11 protein-coding genes are annotated in these 16,188 nt (G+C 65.3%); 9 read left to right on the forward strand and 2 right to left on the reverse strand.

What is annotated here, in order from left to right; genetic code table 11:
• The first annotated feature begins 228 nt into the window (after positions 1-228).
• From glgA to treY, 6 genes are all read left to right on the forward strand, one after another.
• Positions 229-1,863: a glycogen synthase GlgA gene (glgA, locus tag CDI09_RS07400; RefSeq protein ID WP_078523735.1), complete on the forward strand. Its 1,635-nt coding sequence runs from the start codon at positions 229-231 to the stop codon at positions 1,861-1,863.
• Positions 1,864-1,928: 65 nt separating this feature from the next.
• Positions 1,929-4,148 (forward strand): 1,4-alpha-glucan branching protein GlgB, encoded by a 2,220-nt coding sequence (glgB, locus tag CDI09_RS07405; RefSeq protein ID WP_078523736.1) that lies wholly within the window; start codon positions 1,929-1,931, stop codon positions 4,146-4,148.
• Positions 4,145-6,274 carry a glycogen debranching protein GlgX gene (gene glgX, locus CDI09_RS07410; protein WP_078523737.1) on the forward strand — a complete coding sequence of 710 codons (2,130 nt, stop codon included), beginning with the start codon at positions 4,145-4,147 and terminating at the stop codon, positions 6,272-6,274. Before glgB ends, glgX begins: the two co-directional genes overlap by 4 nt.
• Positions 6,271-8,052, forward strand: a complete 1,782-nt coding sequence (gene treZ, locus CDI09_RS07415) for a malto-oligosyltrehalose trehalohydrolase (protein ID WP_078523738.1) — start codon at positions 6,271-6,273, stop codon at positions 8,050-8,052. Before glgX ends, treZ begins: the two co-directional genes overlap by 4 nt.
• Positions 8,045-10,123, forward strand: a complete 2,079-nt coding sequence (gene malQ / locus CDI09_RS07420; protein ID WP_078523739.1) for a 4-alpha-glucanotransferase — start codon at positions 8,045-8,047, stop codon at positions 10,121-10,123. Before treZ ends, malQ begins: the two co-directional genes overlap by 8 nt.
• The gene (treY, locus tag CDI09_RS07425; protein ID WP_078527560.1) at positions 10,116-12,860 is read left to right on the forward strand and encodes a malto-oligosyltrehalose synthase; all 2,745 of its coding nucleotides are present in this window, start codon (positions 10,116-10,118) and stop codon (positions 12,858-12,860) included. Before malQ ends, treY begins: the two co-directional genes overlap by 8 nt.
• Positions 12,861-12,862: 2 nt before the next feature.
• On the opposite strand, the gene CDI09_RS18080 is transcribed toward treY, so the two are convergent.
• Complete coding sequence (locus CDI09_RS18080; protein ID WP_167370148.1) at positions 12,863-13,000, reverse strand: hypothetical protein; 138 nt, start codon at positions 12,998-13,000, stop codon at positions 12,863-12,865.
• A 616-nt stretch (positions 13,001-13,616) separates the two neighbouring features.
• On the opposite strand from CDI09_RS18080, the gene CDI09_RS07435 reads away from it, so the two are divergent.
• A complete protein-coding gene (locus tag CDI09_RS07435) occupies positions 13,617-14,858 on the forward strand; it encodes an FAD-dependent oxidoreductase (RefSeq protein ID WP_078527562.1) in 1,242 nt (413 codons plus the stop codon).
• A complete protein-coding gene (locus CDI09_RS07440; RefSeq protein ID WP_078523741.1) occupies positions 14,858-15,310 on the forward strand; it encodes a c-type cytochrome in 453 nt (150 codons plus the stop codon). Before CDI09_RS07435 ends, CDI09_RS07440 begins: the two co-directional genes overlap by 1 nt.
• 17 nt (positions 15,311-15,327) lie before the next feature.
• On the opposite strand, the gene CDI09_RS07445 is transcribed toward CDI09_RS07440, so the two are convergent.
• Positions 15,328-15,537, reverse strand: coding sequence for a hypothetical protein (locus tag CDI09_RS07445; RefSeq protein WP_078523742.1), 210 nt, complete (start codon positions 15,535-15,537; stop codon positions 15,328-15,330).
• A gap of 326 nt (positions 15,538-15,863) precedes the next feature.
• Between CDI09_RS07445 and CDI09_RS07450 the strand changes: the two genes are divergently transcribed.
• A complete protein-coding gene (locus CDI09_RS07450; protein WP_236944559.1) occupies positions 15,864-16,094 on the forward strand; it encodes a hypothetical protein in 231 nt (76 codons plus the stop codon).
• The last annotated feature ends 94 nt before the right edge of the window (positions 16,095-16,188 follow it).

Consider the following 16,188-nt stretch of genomic DNA (forward strand, 5'->3'; position numbering starts at 1 on the left):
CATTTCCGTACCCAGCCCTGATAGGGGAAAGAATAACCACACGTGTCGGTATTGTAAATAATGACACGGAATTGCCATTTTTATTGAATCGGCACTAATTAAATAAGTAATGAGAGTCCATAAAACAGATCACTTAACCGTGTGGGTGAGACCCAGGAGGTAATAACCCGTTAACCGCTACAGATCCAGAAATAGGACCGGTTTCTCCTCCTGCAAGGAAACAGGCCGATGATGAATGCGGTTACACCTTTTTCAACACCCATCCGCCTGCTTTCGGTCGCGGCAGAGATGTTTCCCTTCGTCAAGACCGGCGGGCTGGGTGATGTAGTGGGTTCCCTGCCACATGCGCTGGCCCCTTACGGCGTGGAAGTCACGACCCTTCTGCCCGGCTACCCTGCGGTCATGGCGGCACTTTTCACGCGCGCGCAGGTCATGCACCATCCCGACCTGCTGGGACATGAGGCCACGCTGTGGTCGGCCCATGTGGCGGGGCTCGATCTGCTGGTGCTTGACGTGCCCGCCCTGTTCGACCGCCCCGGCAACCCCTATCTCGCCCCCGAGGGGCAGGACTGGCCCGATAACGGCCTCCGCTTCGCAGTCCTTTCACGCATGGCGGCCGATATTGCCCAGGGTCGCACGCCGCACCCGCGTCCCGATCTGGTGCAGGCGCATGACTGGCAGGCGGGGCTGACGGCAGCCTACCTGCATCATGACCAGCAGGCCGCTGAACGCGGCGGCCAGCCCGTGGCTACCCGCGTGCCGGTCGTCCAGACCATTCACAACCTTGCCTTTCAGGGGCGTTTTCCCGCGCAGTGCCTGGCGGAATTCGGCCTCCCGCCCGAGGCGTTCTCGGTCGAGGGGTGCGAGTGCTACGGGGCCATCAGCTTCCTCAAGGCGGGGCTGTACCATGCTGACCGGATCACCACCGTCTCGCCATCCTACGCGCAGGAAATCCAGACACCCGAAGGCGGCATGGGCCTTGATGGCCTGCTGCGCCACCGTGGCGACCGGCTGGAGGGCATTCTCAACGGCATCAGCACCGAGACATGGAACCCGGCCTCAGACCCGGCGGTGCATTTTCCCTACATGGTGGGTGATACCGTGGGCCGCGCGCCCAACAAGCGCGACCTGCAGGCGGAATTCGGCCTGTGGGCTGACCCGGATGCCTTTGTGGTGGGCGTAGTCAGCCGCCTGACCGCGCAAAAGGGCATAGACCTGTTGGCGGACGTGACCCCGCGCCTGCTGGCAGGCAACACCCAGCTTATCGTGGTGGGCGAGGGCGACCGCGAGATCGAGCGCCGCCTCGCCAGCCTGCAACGCCAGTTTCCCGGCCGGTTTGCCTGCCATCTCGGCTATAGTGAATCCCTTGGCCACCGCCTGCCTTCGGCGGTGGATGCGCTGCTCATTCCCTCGCGTTTCGAGCCCTGCGGGCTGACCCAGCTTGGCGCGCTGCGCTATGGCGCGGTGCCGGTCGCCGCCCGCGTGGGCGGCCTGGCCGATACGATCGTCAACGCCAACCCCGCCGCCATTGCCCAGGGCGCAGCGACGGGCTTCCTGTTCACGCCCGTTGATGGCGAGACCCTGCTCGCCACCGTGGCGCGCGCGCGCCAGTTCTACCGGCGCAATCGCCACATGTGGCGCCAGCTCCAGCTTACGGGTGCGGCCTATGACGTGTCGTGGAACGACAAGGCCGCCCATTATGTCAGGCTGTTTGCCGAGATGCTGGGCATGGACACGGGTGGGCGCGCGGATTCAAACGTGATCAGCCTGCCATCGGGGCGGCACGGCCTGCGCGAGGGGCGCAGGCGGCGCATCGCGCGCAGGCCACCCCGCCTGTCACGCGCGCTGGTCGCCCCCCATTAAATACGCCCGGCCCCCTGCTGGGCCCTGTTCACGGCATATCCCTACAGCACAGTAAAGGCCCCGGCATGCGGATCAGGCACGATGCAGCCCACTATGTTCTTCCCGATGGTATTGATGATCTTGTGCATGGGCGCAGTTCTGACCCGTTTGCCATTCTTGGCCGTCATAACATGGGGCGTGTCGATGTCATCCGCGTGCTGTACCATGATGCGGCCCGCGTGCGGCTGGTGGTTGAGCGCCCGCGTGCCGCCGCCATCGAGCGCCCGATGCGGCGCATGGGCGAGACGGGGCTGCATGTTGGCACCATTCCCGCAGGCGCGCGCTATCACCTGAAAATCGTCTGGGCCGATGCGGTGGAGGAAACCGCCGATCCCTACGCCTTCGGCCTGCTGCTCGATGAGGCGGACCTGACCCTGTTTGCCCAAGGCCGCCATGGTCAGCTTGACCACCTCATGGGCGCGCAGCCCATGGTGATTGATGGCACGGTGGGCGTGCGCTTTGCCGTCTGGGCGCCCAATGCGCGGCGGGTTTCGGTCATAGGGGACTTCAACTTCTGGGATGGCAGGCGCCACCCCATGCGGCTGCGCCACGGCGCGGGGGTGTGGGAGCTGTTCATTCCCGGTCTTGGTCCCGGCGAGCGCTATAAATTCGAGATCATGACGCGTGAGGGCCATATCCTGCCGCACAAGGCCGATCCCTTCGCCCGGTTTGCCGAGCGTCCGCCCGCCACAGCCTCGGTCGTGGCCTCGCCCGCCCCTTTTGCCTGGAACGATGCGAACTGGATGGCCACGCGTGGGCGCGCGCAGGCCGAAAATGCTCTGCTTGCCATATACGAGCTGCATGTTCCCTCATGGCGCAGGCCGCAGGGTGATCCGGACCGCATCATGTCGTGGCGGGAACTGGCGGGCGAACTCATCCCTTACGTGCAGGCGGCGGGCTTTACGCATATCGAGCTCATGCCGGTCATGGAATATCCGTTTGGCGGCTCATGGGGCTACCAGCCGCTCGGGCTGTTCGCGCCCTCGGCCCGGCATGGCACGCCCGCTGATTTCGCAGCCTTCATCGATGCCTGCCACACGGCTGGCATCGGCGTGATCCTGGACTGGGTGCCCGCCCATTTTCCCAACGACGTGCACGGCCTGGCCTGTTTCGATGGCTGCGCGCTGTATGAACACCAGGACCCGCGTGAGGGCGTGCACCGGGACTGGAACACCCATATCTACAACTTCGGTCGCCATGAGGTGCGCGGCTTCCTCATCGCCAGCGCGTTGATGTGGCTCGAGCGCTTTCACATAGACGGGCTGCGCGTCGATGCCGTGGCCTCCATGCTGTACCGCGACTACAGCCGACGGGAAGGGGAGTGGATACCCAATATCCATGGCGGGCGTGAAAACCTCGAGGCCGTGGCCTTCCTGCGCCAGCTCAACGAGACCGTGCACGAAACCTGCCCCGATGCGATGATGATTGCCGAGGAATCCACTGCCTGGCCGGGCGTGACCCGCCCTGTGCCGCAGGGAGGGCTTGGCTTTTCATATAAATGGAACATGGGCTGGATGCATGACAGCCTGCGCTTCTTTGCGCGTGACCCGCTCTGGCGTGGCTATCACCTTAATGAAATCCTGTTCGGGCTGCATTATGCCTTCAGCGAGCACTTCATCCTGTGCCTGTCGCATGATGAGGTGACACACGGCAAGGGCTCGCTGCTGGCCCGCATGCCAGGCGACGGGTGGCAGCGCCATGCCAACCTGCGGGTGTTTCTCGCCTTCATGTGGGCCCATCCGGGGCGCAAGCTGCTGTTCATGGGCGGCGAGTTCGCGCAGGAGGCCGAATGGTCACATGAGGGCGAGCCGCCCTGGCGCAGTCTGGATGATCCGCTCAAGGCGGGCATGCTGGGCCTCGTCTCCGATCTCAACCGCCTCTATCGCGAGCTGCCCGCGCTGCATGCGCTCGACAGTGATCCCGCCGGTTTTGCGTGGGTGATTGGTGATGACACCGCCAACGCCGTGCTGGCCTGGCTGCGGCTGGCCCCGGGCCATGACCCGGTTCTGGTGGTGCTCAACCTTACGCCCATGGTGCGCCATGGCTACCGTGTGGGCGTGCCGGTGGGCGGGGCGTGGCGCGAGCGCCTCAATTCCGATGCGGGCGCCTATGGCGGCAGCGGGGAGGGCAATGGCGGTGGCGTCATGGCGCAGCCCGAGCCTGCCCACGGCCAGCCCTGCTCGTGCGTGCTGACCCTGCCGCCGCTGGCAGCCCTTTACCTTCAGCCTGCGGGAGATGGCTCATGATGCGCTTTCCGCCCGCGCTCTCGCCCGGCAGTCCCACCCGCCTTGGCGCGTGCTGGGATGGGCTTGGCGTCAATTTCGCGGTGTTCTCGGCCAATGCCCAGCAGATAGACCTGTGCATTTTCGACCCGCGCGACCGGCGCGAGATCGCGCGCTTCCGCCTGCCCGAATATACCGATGAAATCTGGCACGGCTACCTGCCCGATGCCGAGCCGGGGCTGTTATACGGCTTTCGCGCCTTTGGGCCGTATGACCCGGCCAACGGCCACCGCTTCAACCCGCACAAGCTGCTCATCGACCCCTATGCCCGCAGGCTCACGGGTCCGATTTCATGGTCGGACACGCAGTTCGGCTACCGCCTGCACTCGCCGCGCGCCGACCTGTCGTTCGACCGGCGTGACAGCGCGCCCTCCATGCCCAAATGCGTGGTGGTGAACGACGCCTATGAATGGGAGGATGACATCCTGCCCCGCGTGCCGTGGCATGATACCGTCATCATGGAAGCGCATGTCAGGGGCCTGACCATGCAGCGCGAGATGGAGCGCAACCCCCAGCCTGGCACGTTCCAGGCCCTTGGCGCGCCGCAGATGATCGCGCACCTGCACCGGCTGGGGGTGACCACGCTTGAACTGCTGCCCATCCAGTGCTTCGCGCCCGAGCGCTACCTGATCGAGCGCGGGCTGACCAATTACTGGGGCTACAACACGCTGGCGTTTTTCGTGCCGCATGCGGGTTATCTGGCCAGTGGCTCGCCGCATGAGCTGCGCGCGGCCATCAGGCGGCTGCACAAGGCGGGCATCGAGGTGGTGATGGACGTGGTCTACAACCATACCTGCGAGGGCAGCGAACTCGGCCCCACCCTGTGCTACCGGGGGCTGGACAATGCCACCTATTACAGCCTCGTACCGGGCGACGAGCGCCACCTCATCAACGATACCGGCTGTGGCAACACGCTCAACCTGTCACACCCGCGCGTGCTGCAGATGGTGCTGGACTCGCTGCGTTACTGGGCGAACGAATTCCACATTGACGGCTTCCGCTTCGACCTCGCTCCGGTGCTCGGGCGCGAACCCTATGGTTTTGACCAGGGATCAGGCTTTTTCGATGCCATCATCCAGGACCCGGTGCTCTCCACCCGCAAGCTCATTGCCGAACCGTGGGATCCCGGCCCCGGAGGCTACCAGTTCGGCAATTTTCCGCCCGGCTTTGCCGAGTGGAATGACCGCTTCCGCGATACGGCCCGGCGCTTCTGGCGCGGCGATGGCCAGCAGCAGGGTGATATCGCCGCCCGCATCGCAGGCTCGGGCGACCTGCTCGACCGCAGGGGGCGCAGGCCGTGGAGTTCGGTCAACCTGATTACCGCGCATGACGGCTTCACGCTCGAGGATGTGGTCAGCTACGCCGAGCGCCATAACGAGGCCAACGGGGAAGACGGCCAGGATGGCAGCGCTGACAACAACAGCGCCAACTGGGGTGTGGAAGGCCCGACCGATGACCCCGCCATCCTTGAGCTGCGTGGCCGCGTGCAGCGCGCCATGATGGCCACCCTCATGTTCTCGCACGGAACCCCCATGCTGCTGGCGGGCGACGAGTTTGGCCAGACCCAGAACGGCAACAACAACACCTACTGCCAGGACAACCCTACAAGCTGGCTGGACTGGCGCCGCGCCGCCACGCCGGAAGGCCAGCTGATGACCGGTTTCGTTGCCCGCCTTGCCGCGCTGCGTCGTGCCCACCCCTCGCTGCGGGCGGCGCGCTACATGCATGGCCGCCACAGGCCACTGCCCGACATGCCCGATATCGGCTGGTTTGGCCACGATGGTACGCCCATGGGGGTGGAGCAGTGGACTGACGAGACATTTCACCTGCTGGGCGTGCGCCGCGCCAGCACCGAGGCCGATGGCACGCTCGACATTACCTACATGCTGCTCAACCCCGGGGGGAACGATGTGAACGCAACACTGCCCGGCCCCGAAGGGCAGTGGACCCTGCTGCTCGATACCACGCAGCCCGAACGGGCGGCACAGCCGCTGGGGCCGGACGTGCATGACATCACCGTGCCCGCCCACGGGCTTGTGCTGCTGGCCTTCGCGCCCGGTGGCGATAACGCAGGGGAGGATGCCGCATGAGCACCCATTTCCAGTCTGCCCGCTACGCCGGGGCCACACTGCTCGATGCCGGGCATACCCGCTTCCGGTTCTGGGCGCCCTCATGCCACACGGTTGTGCTCGAGGCGCAGGGTCACGCACCGGTCGCCATGGCACGCGACAGGGAAGGGTGGTTTGAATGCGTGTTTCCCTGCGGGGCGGGCACGCGCTACCGCTACCGCGTGGCCCGTGACCTTGCCGTGCCGGACCCCGCCTCATGCTATCAGCCCGATGACGTGCGCGGGCCAAGCGAGGTGGTCGATCCCGCCACCTATGACTGGCGGCATGGGGCATGGCCGGGCCGCCCGTGGCATGAGGCGGTCATATACGAGGTGCATGTGGGCCTGATGGGCGGCTATGAAGGCGTGGCGCGCGAACTGCCGAGGCTTGCGGCGCTCGGAGTCACGGCCATCGAGCTCATGCCGCTGGCCGAGGTGCCGGGCGGGCGCAACTGGGGTTATGACGGCGTGCTGCCATTTGCCCCGGAATCCGCCTATGGCCCGCCCGACGCCCTCAAGGCGCTGATCGATACGGCGCACGGGCTGGGGCTGATGGTGTTCCTTGATGTGGTGTACAACCATTTTGGCCCTGACGGAAATTACCTGGCTGATTACGCAACACCCTTCTTCCGCTATGATACGGCCACGCCATGGGGAGCGGCGATTGATTTCGGGCAGGATGCGGTAAGTCAGTTTTTTGTTGATAACGCCCTGTACTGGCTCATGGAATTCCGCTTCGATGGCCTGCGGCTCGATGCCGTGCAGGCCATTGTGGATCGGGACTGGCTGCTGGCGCTGCCCGCTTTCATCCGCACTCATGTCGAGCGCGGGCGGCATGTGCATCTGATCGTGGAAAACGAAAACAATGATGCCGGCCTGCTGCGCGCGGGCTATCGCGCCCAGTGGAATGATGATGCCCATAACGCCCTGCATGTGCTGCTGACCGGCGAGGACGAGGGCTATTACGGCAATTTCGCCCCCGATCCGGCGCCAGCGCTGGCGCGCGTGCTGGCCGAGGGCTTTGCCTTTCAGGGCGAGGTGCAGCCCGTAAATGACAAGGCGCGGGGCAGCCCGAGCGCCGACCTGGCGCCTGACCGCTTCATCATCTTCCTGCAGAACCATGACCAGATCGGCAACCGCGCGCTAGGCGAGCGGCTGGGCGTGCTGGCCACGCCTCAGGCCCTGCGCGCGGCTTACGGGCTGGTGCTTTTGTGCCCGCAGATCCCGATGCTGTTCATGGGCGAGGAATGGGGCTCGCGCCAGCCTTTCCTGTTCTTTACCGACTACAGCCCGGCGCTGGGGCGGATCGTGCGCGAGGGGCGGCGGAAGGAATTTGCCGGTTTCTCGCATTTTGCCTCGGCGGAGAAACGCGAAACCATCCCCGACCCCAACGCACCGGAAACGTACGCCGCCTCGCGTCTCGACCCCGCCGAGCGCGATGCCCCGGCCCACAGGGCATGGAACGCGCAGATTGCGGAACTGCTGGCCCTGCGCCATGCCGAGATCACACCTCGCCTGCCCGGCGCGCGTGCCATGGGCGCACGGGTTCTGGGCGCAGGGGCGGTTTTTGCCCGGTGGCGCATGGGGGATGGGGCGGTGCTCTCCATTGCCCTCAACCTGGGCAATGCGGCGGTGCCGCTGCCAGACATGCCACAGGGGCGCTGCCTGCACGCTGTGCTGCCGCAGGGGGTGGACCTGTTCTCCGCCACGCTGCCCCCCCATGCCATGATGGCCTGCCTGAACGAGGCACAGGATGAATAACCGCACCCTTGTCGAGCGTGCCCGCCATGCCGGGCTGAGCCTGCGCTGGCGCGATGCCGCAGGCGAGATGCACCGCGTCTCGAACGAGAGCCTGCGCCGCCTGCTGGCCGTGCTGGAAGGTCATGCCCCGCCGCCACGCCCGCGCACGGCGCTGCCCGCCATGGTGGTGGGCGTGGCCGGGCAGGCGACCGTGCTGCCCCTGCCACCCGGCGATGCCGGAGGCCGGTTTCGCCTCGTGCTGGAAAATGGCACGGAAATCGAAGGTAAGCTGCGCCTGATGCGTGGCCACCCCGCGCTGCCCCCCGTGGGGGTATGTGGCTACCACCGGCTGGAGGTGGGGGATACGCCCCCCGCCACCCTGGCCATAGCACCCCCATCATGCCCGCGCGTGAGCAGGATGTGCGCCGGGGGCAGCGTGCGGGCCTGGGGCCTGGGGGTGCAGGTTTATGGCCTGCGCATGACGGGTGATGGCGGGATTGGCCATTTTGGCGCGGTGGAAACCCTGGCCCGCACGGCTGCGGCACGGGGGGCTGATGCGCTGGCCATCAGCCCGGCCCATGCCATGTTTGCCGCACGCCCCGGGCAGTACAGCCCGTATTCCCCCTCGTCGCGGCTGTTCCTCAACGGGCTGCTGGCTGATCCGCATGCCGTGTTCGATACCGCAACCGTGCAGGCCGCCGTGGTCAAGGAGGGCACTGCCTATGTCGATACGCTCAGGCAACTCGAGGATGCGCCGCTGATCGACTGGGTGCGGGCCAGCACGTGCCGCTACCAGTTGCTCAGGCGGCTGTATGATGAGCGGATCGCGGCCAGTCCGCCAAAGGCCATGCGCGACTTTCGCAAGGCTGGGGGCAGGGCGCTCGAGCAGCATGCCCTGTTCGAGGCGTTGCATGCCTATTTTTCCACCCGTGGCGAACGCGGCAGTGACTGGCGGCGCTGGCCCGTGGCCATGCGCCAGCCTGACAGCCCGGAAGTGGCGCGTTTTGCACAGGAATTCGCCCATGACGTAACCTTTCATGTGTTCGTGCAATGGCTGGCGGCCACCAGTCTGGCCCGCGTCTGCGCAGGCGCCCAGACAGCGGGCATGCGCATCGGCCTGATCAAGGACATGGCGGTGGGCGTGGACCCCACGGGCAGCGAATGCTGGGCGCGCCAGTCCGAATTCCTGCTTGGCGCCAGCATTGGCGCGCCACCCGATGCGCTCAGCCCGCTGGGGCAGGACTGGGGGCTGACCACGTTTTCACCTGCGGGGCTGCGGGCCACGGGCTACCGCGCCTTTATCGACACGCTGCGCGCGGGTTTCGCCCATGGCGGGGGCCTGCGCATCGATCATGTCATGGCGCTGGAACGGCTGTGGATCATACCGCAGGGCGGCGCCTCGGCTGAGGGGAGTTACCTGTCCTTTCCCGTGCGCGACCTCATGCGGCTCGTCGCCCTTGAGGCCATGCGGGCCGACGCCATGGTGATTGGCGAGGATCTGGGCACGGTCACCACCGCCTTTCGCAAGGCGGCGGGCGCGCACGGCATCATGGGCATGAACGTGCTGTTTTTCGAGCGCACGCCGCAAGGGATGTTCAAACCGCCCGCCGCCTGGTCGCCCCACGCCACGGCCATGACCACCACCCATGACCTGCCCACTGTGGCGGGGTGGTGGCAGGGAACGGATATTGCATGGCGCGAGAAACTGCATCAGCTCCCTGCGGGCCTCGACCCCAACACCTTGCATGACGAGCGTGAAAATGACCGCACCGCCCTGTGGTCCGCCCTGATGCAGGACCGGCCCGCAACCGCCGCGCGGGGGCGGAGTGGTGAAAAGCCGCCGCCTGACGCCGCCGGGGCAGAAAAGGTGGTGGAGGAGGCGATCGGCTTTGTGGGCCGGGCCGCGTGCCCGCTGGCCCTCATGGCGGTGGAGGACATGCTCGGCCTTGCCGAACAGCCCAACCTGCCCGGCACCACGAGCGGCCACCCCAACTGGCAGCGCCGCTACCCCGGCATGAGCGCGACCCTGCTGTCTGGCCATGAGACGCGCCGGCGCTTCAACCGCCTGCGCGCGGGCCGCGCGCATGAATAGCAGCACCCCTGCCGCCATGGTGCGGGCCACGTTGCGGCTGCAGTTCCGCGCGGGCCTGACGCTGGATGACGCCACGGCCCTCGTGCCGCAGTTCGCCCGCCTTGGCATAAGCCATCTTTATGCCTCGCCCCTGTTTGCAGCCCGCCCCGGCTCGACCCATGGCTATGACACCGTGGCCCATGACCGCATCGACCCTGCGCTGGGGGGCGAGGCGGCCCTGACGCGCCTGGCCGACCGGCTGCATGCTCACGGCATGGGGCTGATCCTTGATATCGTGCCCAACCACATGGCCGTCGATGCCCATAATGCGTGGTGGATGGATGTGCTGGCCTGGGGGCAGGCTTCGGCCCATGCCACATGGTTCGATATCGACTGGCATGACCCCGATCCGGACCTGCGCGGACGCGTGCTGCTGCCGTTCCTGGATCGCCCGCTGCCCGAGGCAATAGTGGCAGGCAGCCTCGTACTGCGCCATGACGGGGATGGGGGACTGTTCCACATCCATCACCATGAGCACCGTTTTCCGCTCTGCCCGGCAAGCTATGCAGGCCTGCTGGCGCAGGTGGAAGCCCCCGGTGCGCTGCTTGCGGCCTTCACCACCGTGGCGGTGCGCGGCGGGCCGGGAGCGGAAGCGGATTCCGCGCTGGCGGCCCTGCGGCACTGGGCAGCAACACAACGGGGGCAGGCGGCCATGGCGCGCCTTGCCACCCTGCATGACGGGTGTGACCCCGCGGGCCGTGCCCGGCTGGAAGGCCTGCTGGCCGTGCAGTCATGGCTTCTGGCCTGCTGGCGCGAGGCCGCGACGCGGATCAACTGGCGGCGTTTTTTTGATATTACCGGCCTTGTGGGCGTGTGCGTGGAGCGTGCCGAGGTGTTCGAGGCGGTGCATGGCTGCCTGTTCTCGCTTTACCAGCGTGGACTGGTCGATGGCGTGCGGGTCGATCACATTGATGGGCTGGCCGCCCCCGCCACCTATTGCCAGCGCCTGCGCGCGCGGCTTGACGCGCTGGCCCGCCTGCGCCCCGAAAACGCCCTGCCGGGGGCGGCTATTTACGTGGAGAAAATTCTTGCCTCCCATGAGAACCTGCCTGCCGCCTGGCCGGTTGCGGGTACCACGGGGTATGATTTCATGGATCAGGTTTCAGCCGTGCTGCATGATGCGCGTGCAGTACCCGTGCTGGATAAGCTGTGGGCGGCCTGCGGGCCAGAGGCCAGGACCTGTGGCCTGATTGCGCGCGAAGCCCGCGCCCAACTGCTGGCCGAGGGCTTTGCCGCCGAATTCGGGCAGCTGACCCGCCTGCTGGCCACGGCGCTGAAGGCGCGGGGGGCGGACTGCACGCCAGCAGGCCTGCGAATGGTGCTTGAGGCCATGCTGGTATCCTTCACGCTCTACCGCACCTATTTTGGCGATGAAGCGGTGCAGGACCATGCCGAAGATGGCGCAGCCGTGCACGATGCGGCCAGGGCTGCCCGCTCACGGCTTGGAGCCGGGCAGGAACCGGTGCTTGATGCGGTGCTGGGCATCCTGTCCGCCCGGCCGGAGCAGGCGCCTGCGCCGTGCGTGCGCCGCGCCGAGCAGGCCTTCGAGCACCTGACCGCGCCACTGGCGGCCAAATCAACGGAAGATACAGCCTTCTACCGTTACGCACGCCTGATCTCGCGCAATGATGTGGGGTCCGACCCGGCACGGCTCAGCCTTACGGTTGCGGATTTTCATGCCGGTTGCGCCGCGCGGGCGCGCCTGCACCCGGACGCCATGCTCACGACCGCGACCCATGACCACAAGCGTGGCGAGGATAGCCGCGCCCGCCTTGCCGTGCTGAGCGAGATGGCGCCACAGTGGTGCGCGCAGGTCAGCGAATGGTTTGCCCGTAATGGAGCGCAAGCCGGCATCGGGCCGGACCGCATTGATGAACTGATGCTGTACCAGACCATGCTCGGCGCGTGGCCCCTCACGCCTTTCGCCAGCGTGGTCCTGCGTGAGGCATGGTGCGACCGGATCGTGCAATGGCAGACCAAGGCCCTGCGGGAGGCCAAGCGCCATACGAACTGGCTCGACCCCGACACGGCGTATGAGGAAGCCTGCACGGCCTTTACGCGCCGTCTTGTCGCCAGCGCCGCTTTCACGGCGCAGATGGACCGTATGGTGGCGTGGATTGCCCCGGCGGGCGCGCTCAACGGGCTGGCGCAGACCCTGCTGCGGCTGACTACGCCCGGCGTGCCGGACCTGTATCAGGGCTGTGACCTGTGGGATTTCAGCCTTGTTGACCCCGATAACCGCCGCCCGGTTGATTTTGGCCTGCGCCATGCGCTGCTCGAGCACGCCAGCAGTTTTGACGCCTCCGCCGCTACATGGCGCACCGGCCAGGTCAAGCTCGACCTGATCCGGCGCATCCTGTCATTTCGGGCACGCTACCCTGATCTGTTTGCCATAGGGAGCTACCAGCCGCTTGAGCTGGAAGGGGCGGACCGTGACCATGCCATTGCCTTCCTGCGCCAGCATGACGGGTTCACCCTGCTGGTAGTGGCCCCGCGCCTGCCGCTGGGCATGGAAGTGCAGCCCGATACGCTGGCCGTGGGGCGCGACATGGCGCTGCGCGTGGCCCTGATGCAACATGCAGGCCCGTGGCACAGCCTGCTGGGTGCCGCACCCGTTGAGGCCGCCATGCCGTTTGCACGCGGGCAGGTGCCACTTGTCTGCCTCGTGCATGACGCGGGCGGGCGGGGCATGCCCTGAAATCAGGCGGTGGCGCGAGAGCGCAGTTCGGTAAAACGGATTTCCCTGCCGTTATGGACAGGCATGTCAAAACCATATCCATGTTCCTGTCCGTGCCAGTCTAGGCGCGGGTCGCCATTGATGATGGGTGTGTTCATCATAACCACACCCGAAGCCGACGCTCATCATGGTTGTTTCCAGCACGCAGCAAGCCATGATGTATGCCTGCCCCGAAAAGGCAGGTGAGCAGGCGCGCTGTTCGGCAGGTATTCACACGGGCTGGATTGCAGGATGGTCCGGCCCGCAGGCATGTCGGCAATGAAAAAATCGGCTTTGCGTGCTTTATCCTCAAATTCCATACGCGCCAGTATTTCTTCATGGATCACCTAATTAAAGGCGATATGGGAGGCATTAAAATCCACATAGAATGAAAATTATATAATATTGATCTCCACGTAACCATGTCCATGCCGTCCGCCTGCGCCCGCACGGCCTGAAGGCGTGCCGACGGACCATGAGCGTTTCCGGTGCAACGGCATGGCCTGGTTTTTTCTAGCTGCGGTTTGACTGCGAGGGAGAGGAAATTTACCTTGCCCACCCCATGAAAGCACAGGCCATGACAGCGGATTTAAAAAAGCAGCATACAGAACATTTTTAAACGGATCTGCATGAAGGCTCATGTAATGAAACCGGCGGATTTTCCATGACAGGCGCCCGGTAAACAGAGGTTTGAACGTGAACAGTTTTCTTGATGACCCGAAAAACACGCCCTCCCGTCTGGGCCGGAGGGGGCTGTTTGCCGGTTCCCTGGCCCTTGGCGCGCTGGCTGGTGGCCGGTGGGCTTCCGTGCCCGCAGCGGCGGCGGCGCTGCGGCGCACGGCGGTGCCCGGCACGGTGCCCCGTCTTGTGCCCATGCGCCCCCATGCCGATCAGATAACCGATATCAAGGTCTGCCTGCGCCCGTTCCGCGCGGCGGGGCCCCGGCTGGATGTCGAGCGGGTGGGCGAGAAGGTGGTTATTCATAATTATGGCCATGGGGGCAGCGGGTGGTCGCTTTCATGGGGGTCGGCCGAGATGGCGGTGGGCAAGGCGGCCGCCCTGTCGCCCCGGCGCGTTGCGGTGGTGGGGTGCGGGGTCATTGGCCTGACCACGGCGCTGACGGCGCAGCGCGCGGGGCTTGATGTCACGATCTATACGCGCGACCTGCTGCCCCATACACGCTCGGTCCGGGCCAATGGCAGCTGGACACCGGATTCACGCGTGGCGCTGACAGCCCCCGCAGGCCCGCAATTTGCCGATACATGGGAGCGGATGGCCCGCTATTCATGGAAAAGCTATCGCGATTATCTTGGCCTGCCCGGCAACCCGATCGACTTCCGTGACAGTTATGTCCTGTCCGACACGCCCTTTGATGCGCCGGAATCCGAGCCGGAAAATCCGGGCCACAAGGGGGATTACGCCTCGACCGGCATGCCGCAGCAATCAAGCGAATTTGCCAGTTATGGCGAGCGGATACGCGATATCATTCCTGCCGCCGAGCTGCTTTCAGCGCAGGAAAATCCTTTTTCGGTGCCCTATGCCCGGCGCGCGCCGCTCATGATCTTCAATTTCGGGGCGTATGGGCATCTGCTGCTGTCCGAGTTTTATCAGGCCGGGGGGCGGATCGTCATTCGTGAGTTCCATACGCCTGCCGACATGAAGACACTGCCCGAGCCTGTCATCATCAACTGCCCCGGCTATGCGGCGCGTGACCTGTGGGGGGACCGTTCGCTCATTCCCGTGCGCGGCCAGACCGCGTGGCTGCCGCCGCAGCCGGATGCGGCTTATGGGGTGCGATACAAGGGGGCCTCCGCCCTCTCGAAAAGTGACGGGTTAATGATACAGGGGTTTGACATGTCGGGCTTGGGCGAAATGGATGGCGTGGGCAACAGTTTTGAACATGCCGACCGCAGCGAGGCGGAAAAGGCGATTGGCATATTTGAAAACCTCTTCGCCCGTTTCCCCGCGGTACAGGGCTGATGCGCGGCCTGCAGGCAAGGCTGCGTGGTGCCGCGCTGGGGGTAGGGCTGTTTGGCATAATGGCGCATGCAGCACTACCCATGGCCCATGCCGCACCGGCGCGGGCCGGTACTGCCTATTACACCACGGCACAGGCCGGGCGGGGGGCTTTGACCTACCAGCAGTTCTGCGCGGTGTGCCACGGGGCGGATCTGGGCGGGGCCTTTGACGTGCCGCCGCTTGTGGGGCGTTTTGCTGCCAACTGGGCAGGCGCGCCGCTGGGCCAGCTTTTTGACTACATGGCAAAAGCCATGCCGCTTTTTGCGCCCGGCACGCTGACACCCGCGCAGAATGCGGACCTGCTGGCGTTCATGCTGCGTGAAAATGGCGCGCCTGCTGGCGGCCGTGATCTTACCCCTGAGGGGGTGAAAACCATGGTGTTTCCCAAAATGACTGCCGCCACCGTGAAGTAAAACAGGGCAGGGCGCGGCTAGTGGTGCAGCATGCCCATGCCCGCCTGCATGGCGGTATGCAGCATGTCAGACCACAGGCCGCGCCTGCCGTCCGACGTCCCGCCTTCGGCCGGGGTGTCCATTTCCCGGCCGTTTGTAACGGGCAGTCCGTCGTCATCAAGCGGCACGGAACGGGCAGTACAGCCAGCCAGCATCATGAAACAGGCCAGCATGGCGGCAGCCCGCATTCAACCCGGCCTGCTGATCTGGCTGTTTGACACATCTATTGTCTCTGGTGCCCTGCGAACCAGGAAAAACATGCACGCTCCACGTAATTGCCCACGATTGACACGATCTTAACGGGTGCGGCTTCGCAACAGCCGTAACGAAACGTGATGTTTGATTGCGTCACGTAATAAGGGTTGCTGCATCACGGTACAGAGAGATTGCAGGCCCGTGCATGAACCCGTGCTATGCTGCGGCGTTGGATGCGCGTGGCGGGTATGACCCACCGCACCAGCATAAACCTCGTGACAGTTCCAATACCCACAACGCAAATGCAAGGGAGATGGACATGCCGAAGTCAGATCATGATGTAAACATCCAGGAAGTTGAACTGCGGGCGATCAGCCTGTGGAACAAACAGCACCCCGACCGCCCCTGGCGGCGGTTGAGCAACCTGCATCGCTACCGCAGGAGCACGCATGCCCTGCAGGGCATGCCCGCCTTTCCTGAAGAACAGGCGCAGTTCCGCTATCTTGCCACCCATGCCATGACCATGTCGCAAGCGAAAAGCTGCGCCTGAGGCAAGGCAGGGAGTGCTGCTGCCTGTTCTTGGGTTGAGCGTGACAACACCAGGCAAAGCGGGGTTGCGGTCAGCAGCCCCGCGAAAGGCCTGT

The organism is Komagataeibacter nataicola, assembly GCF_003207795.1.
Lineage (GTDB): Bacteria > Pseudomonadota > Alphaproteobacteria > Acetobacterales > Acetobacteraceae > Komagataeibacter > Komagataeibacter nataicola.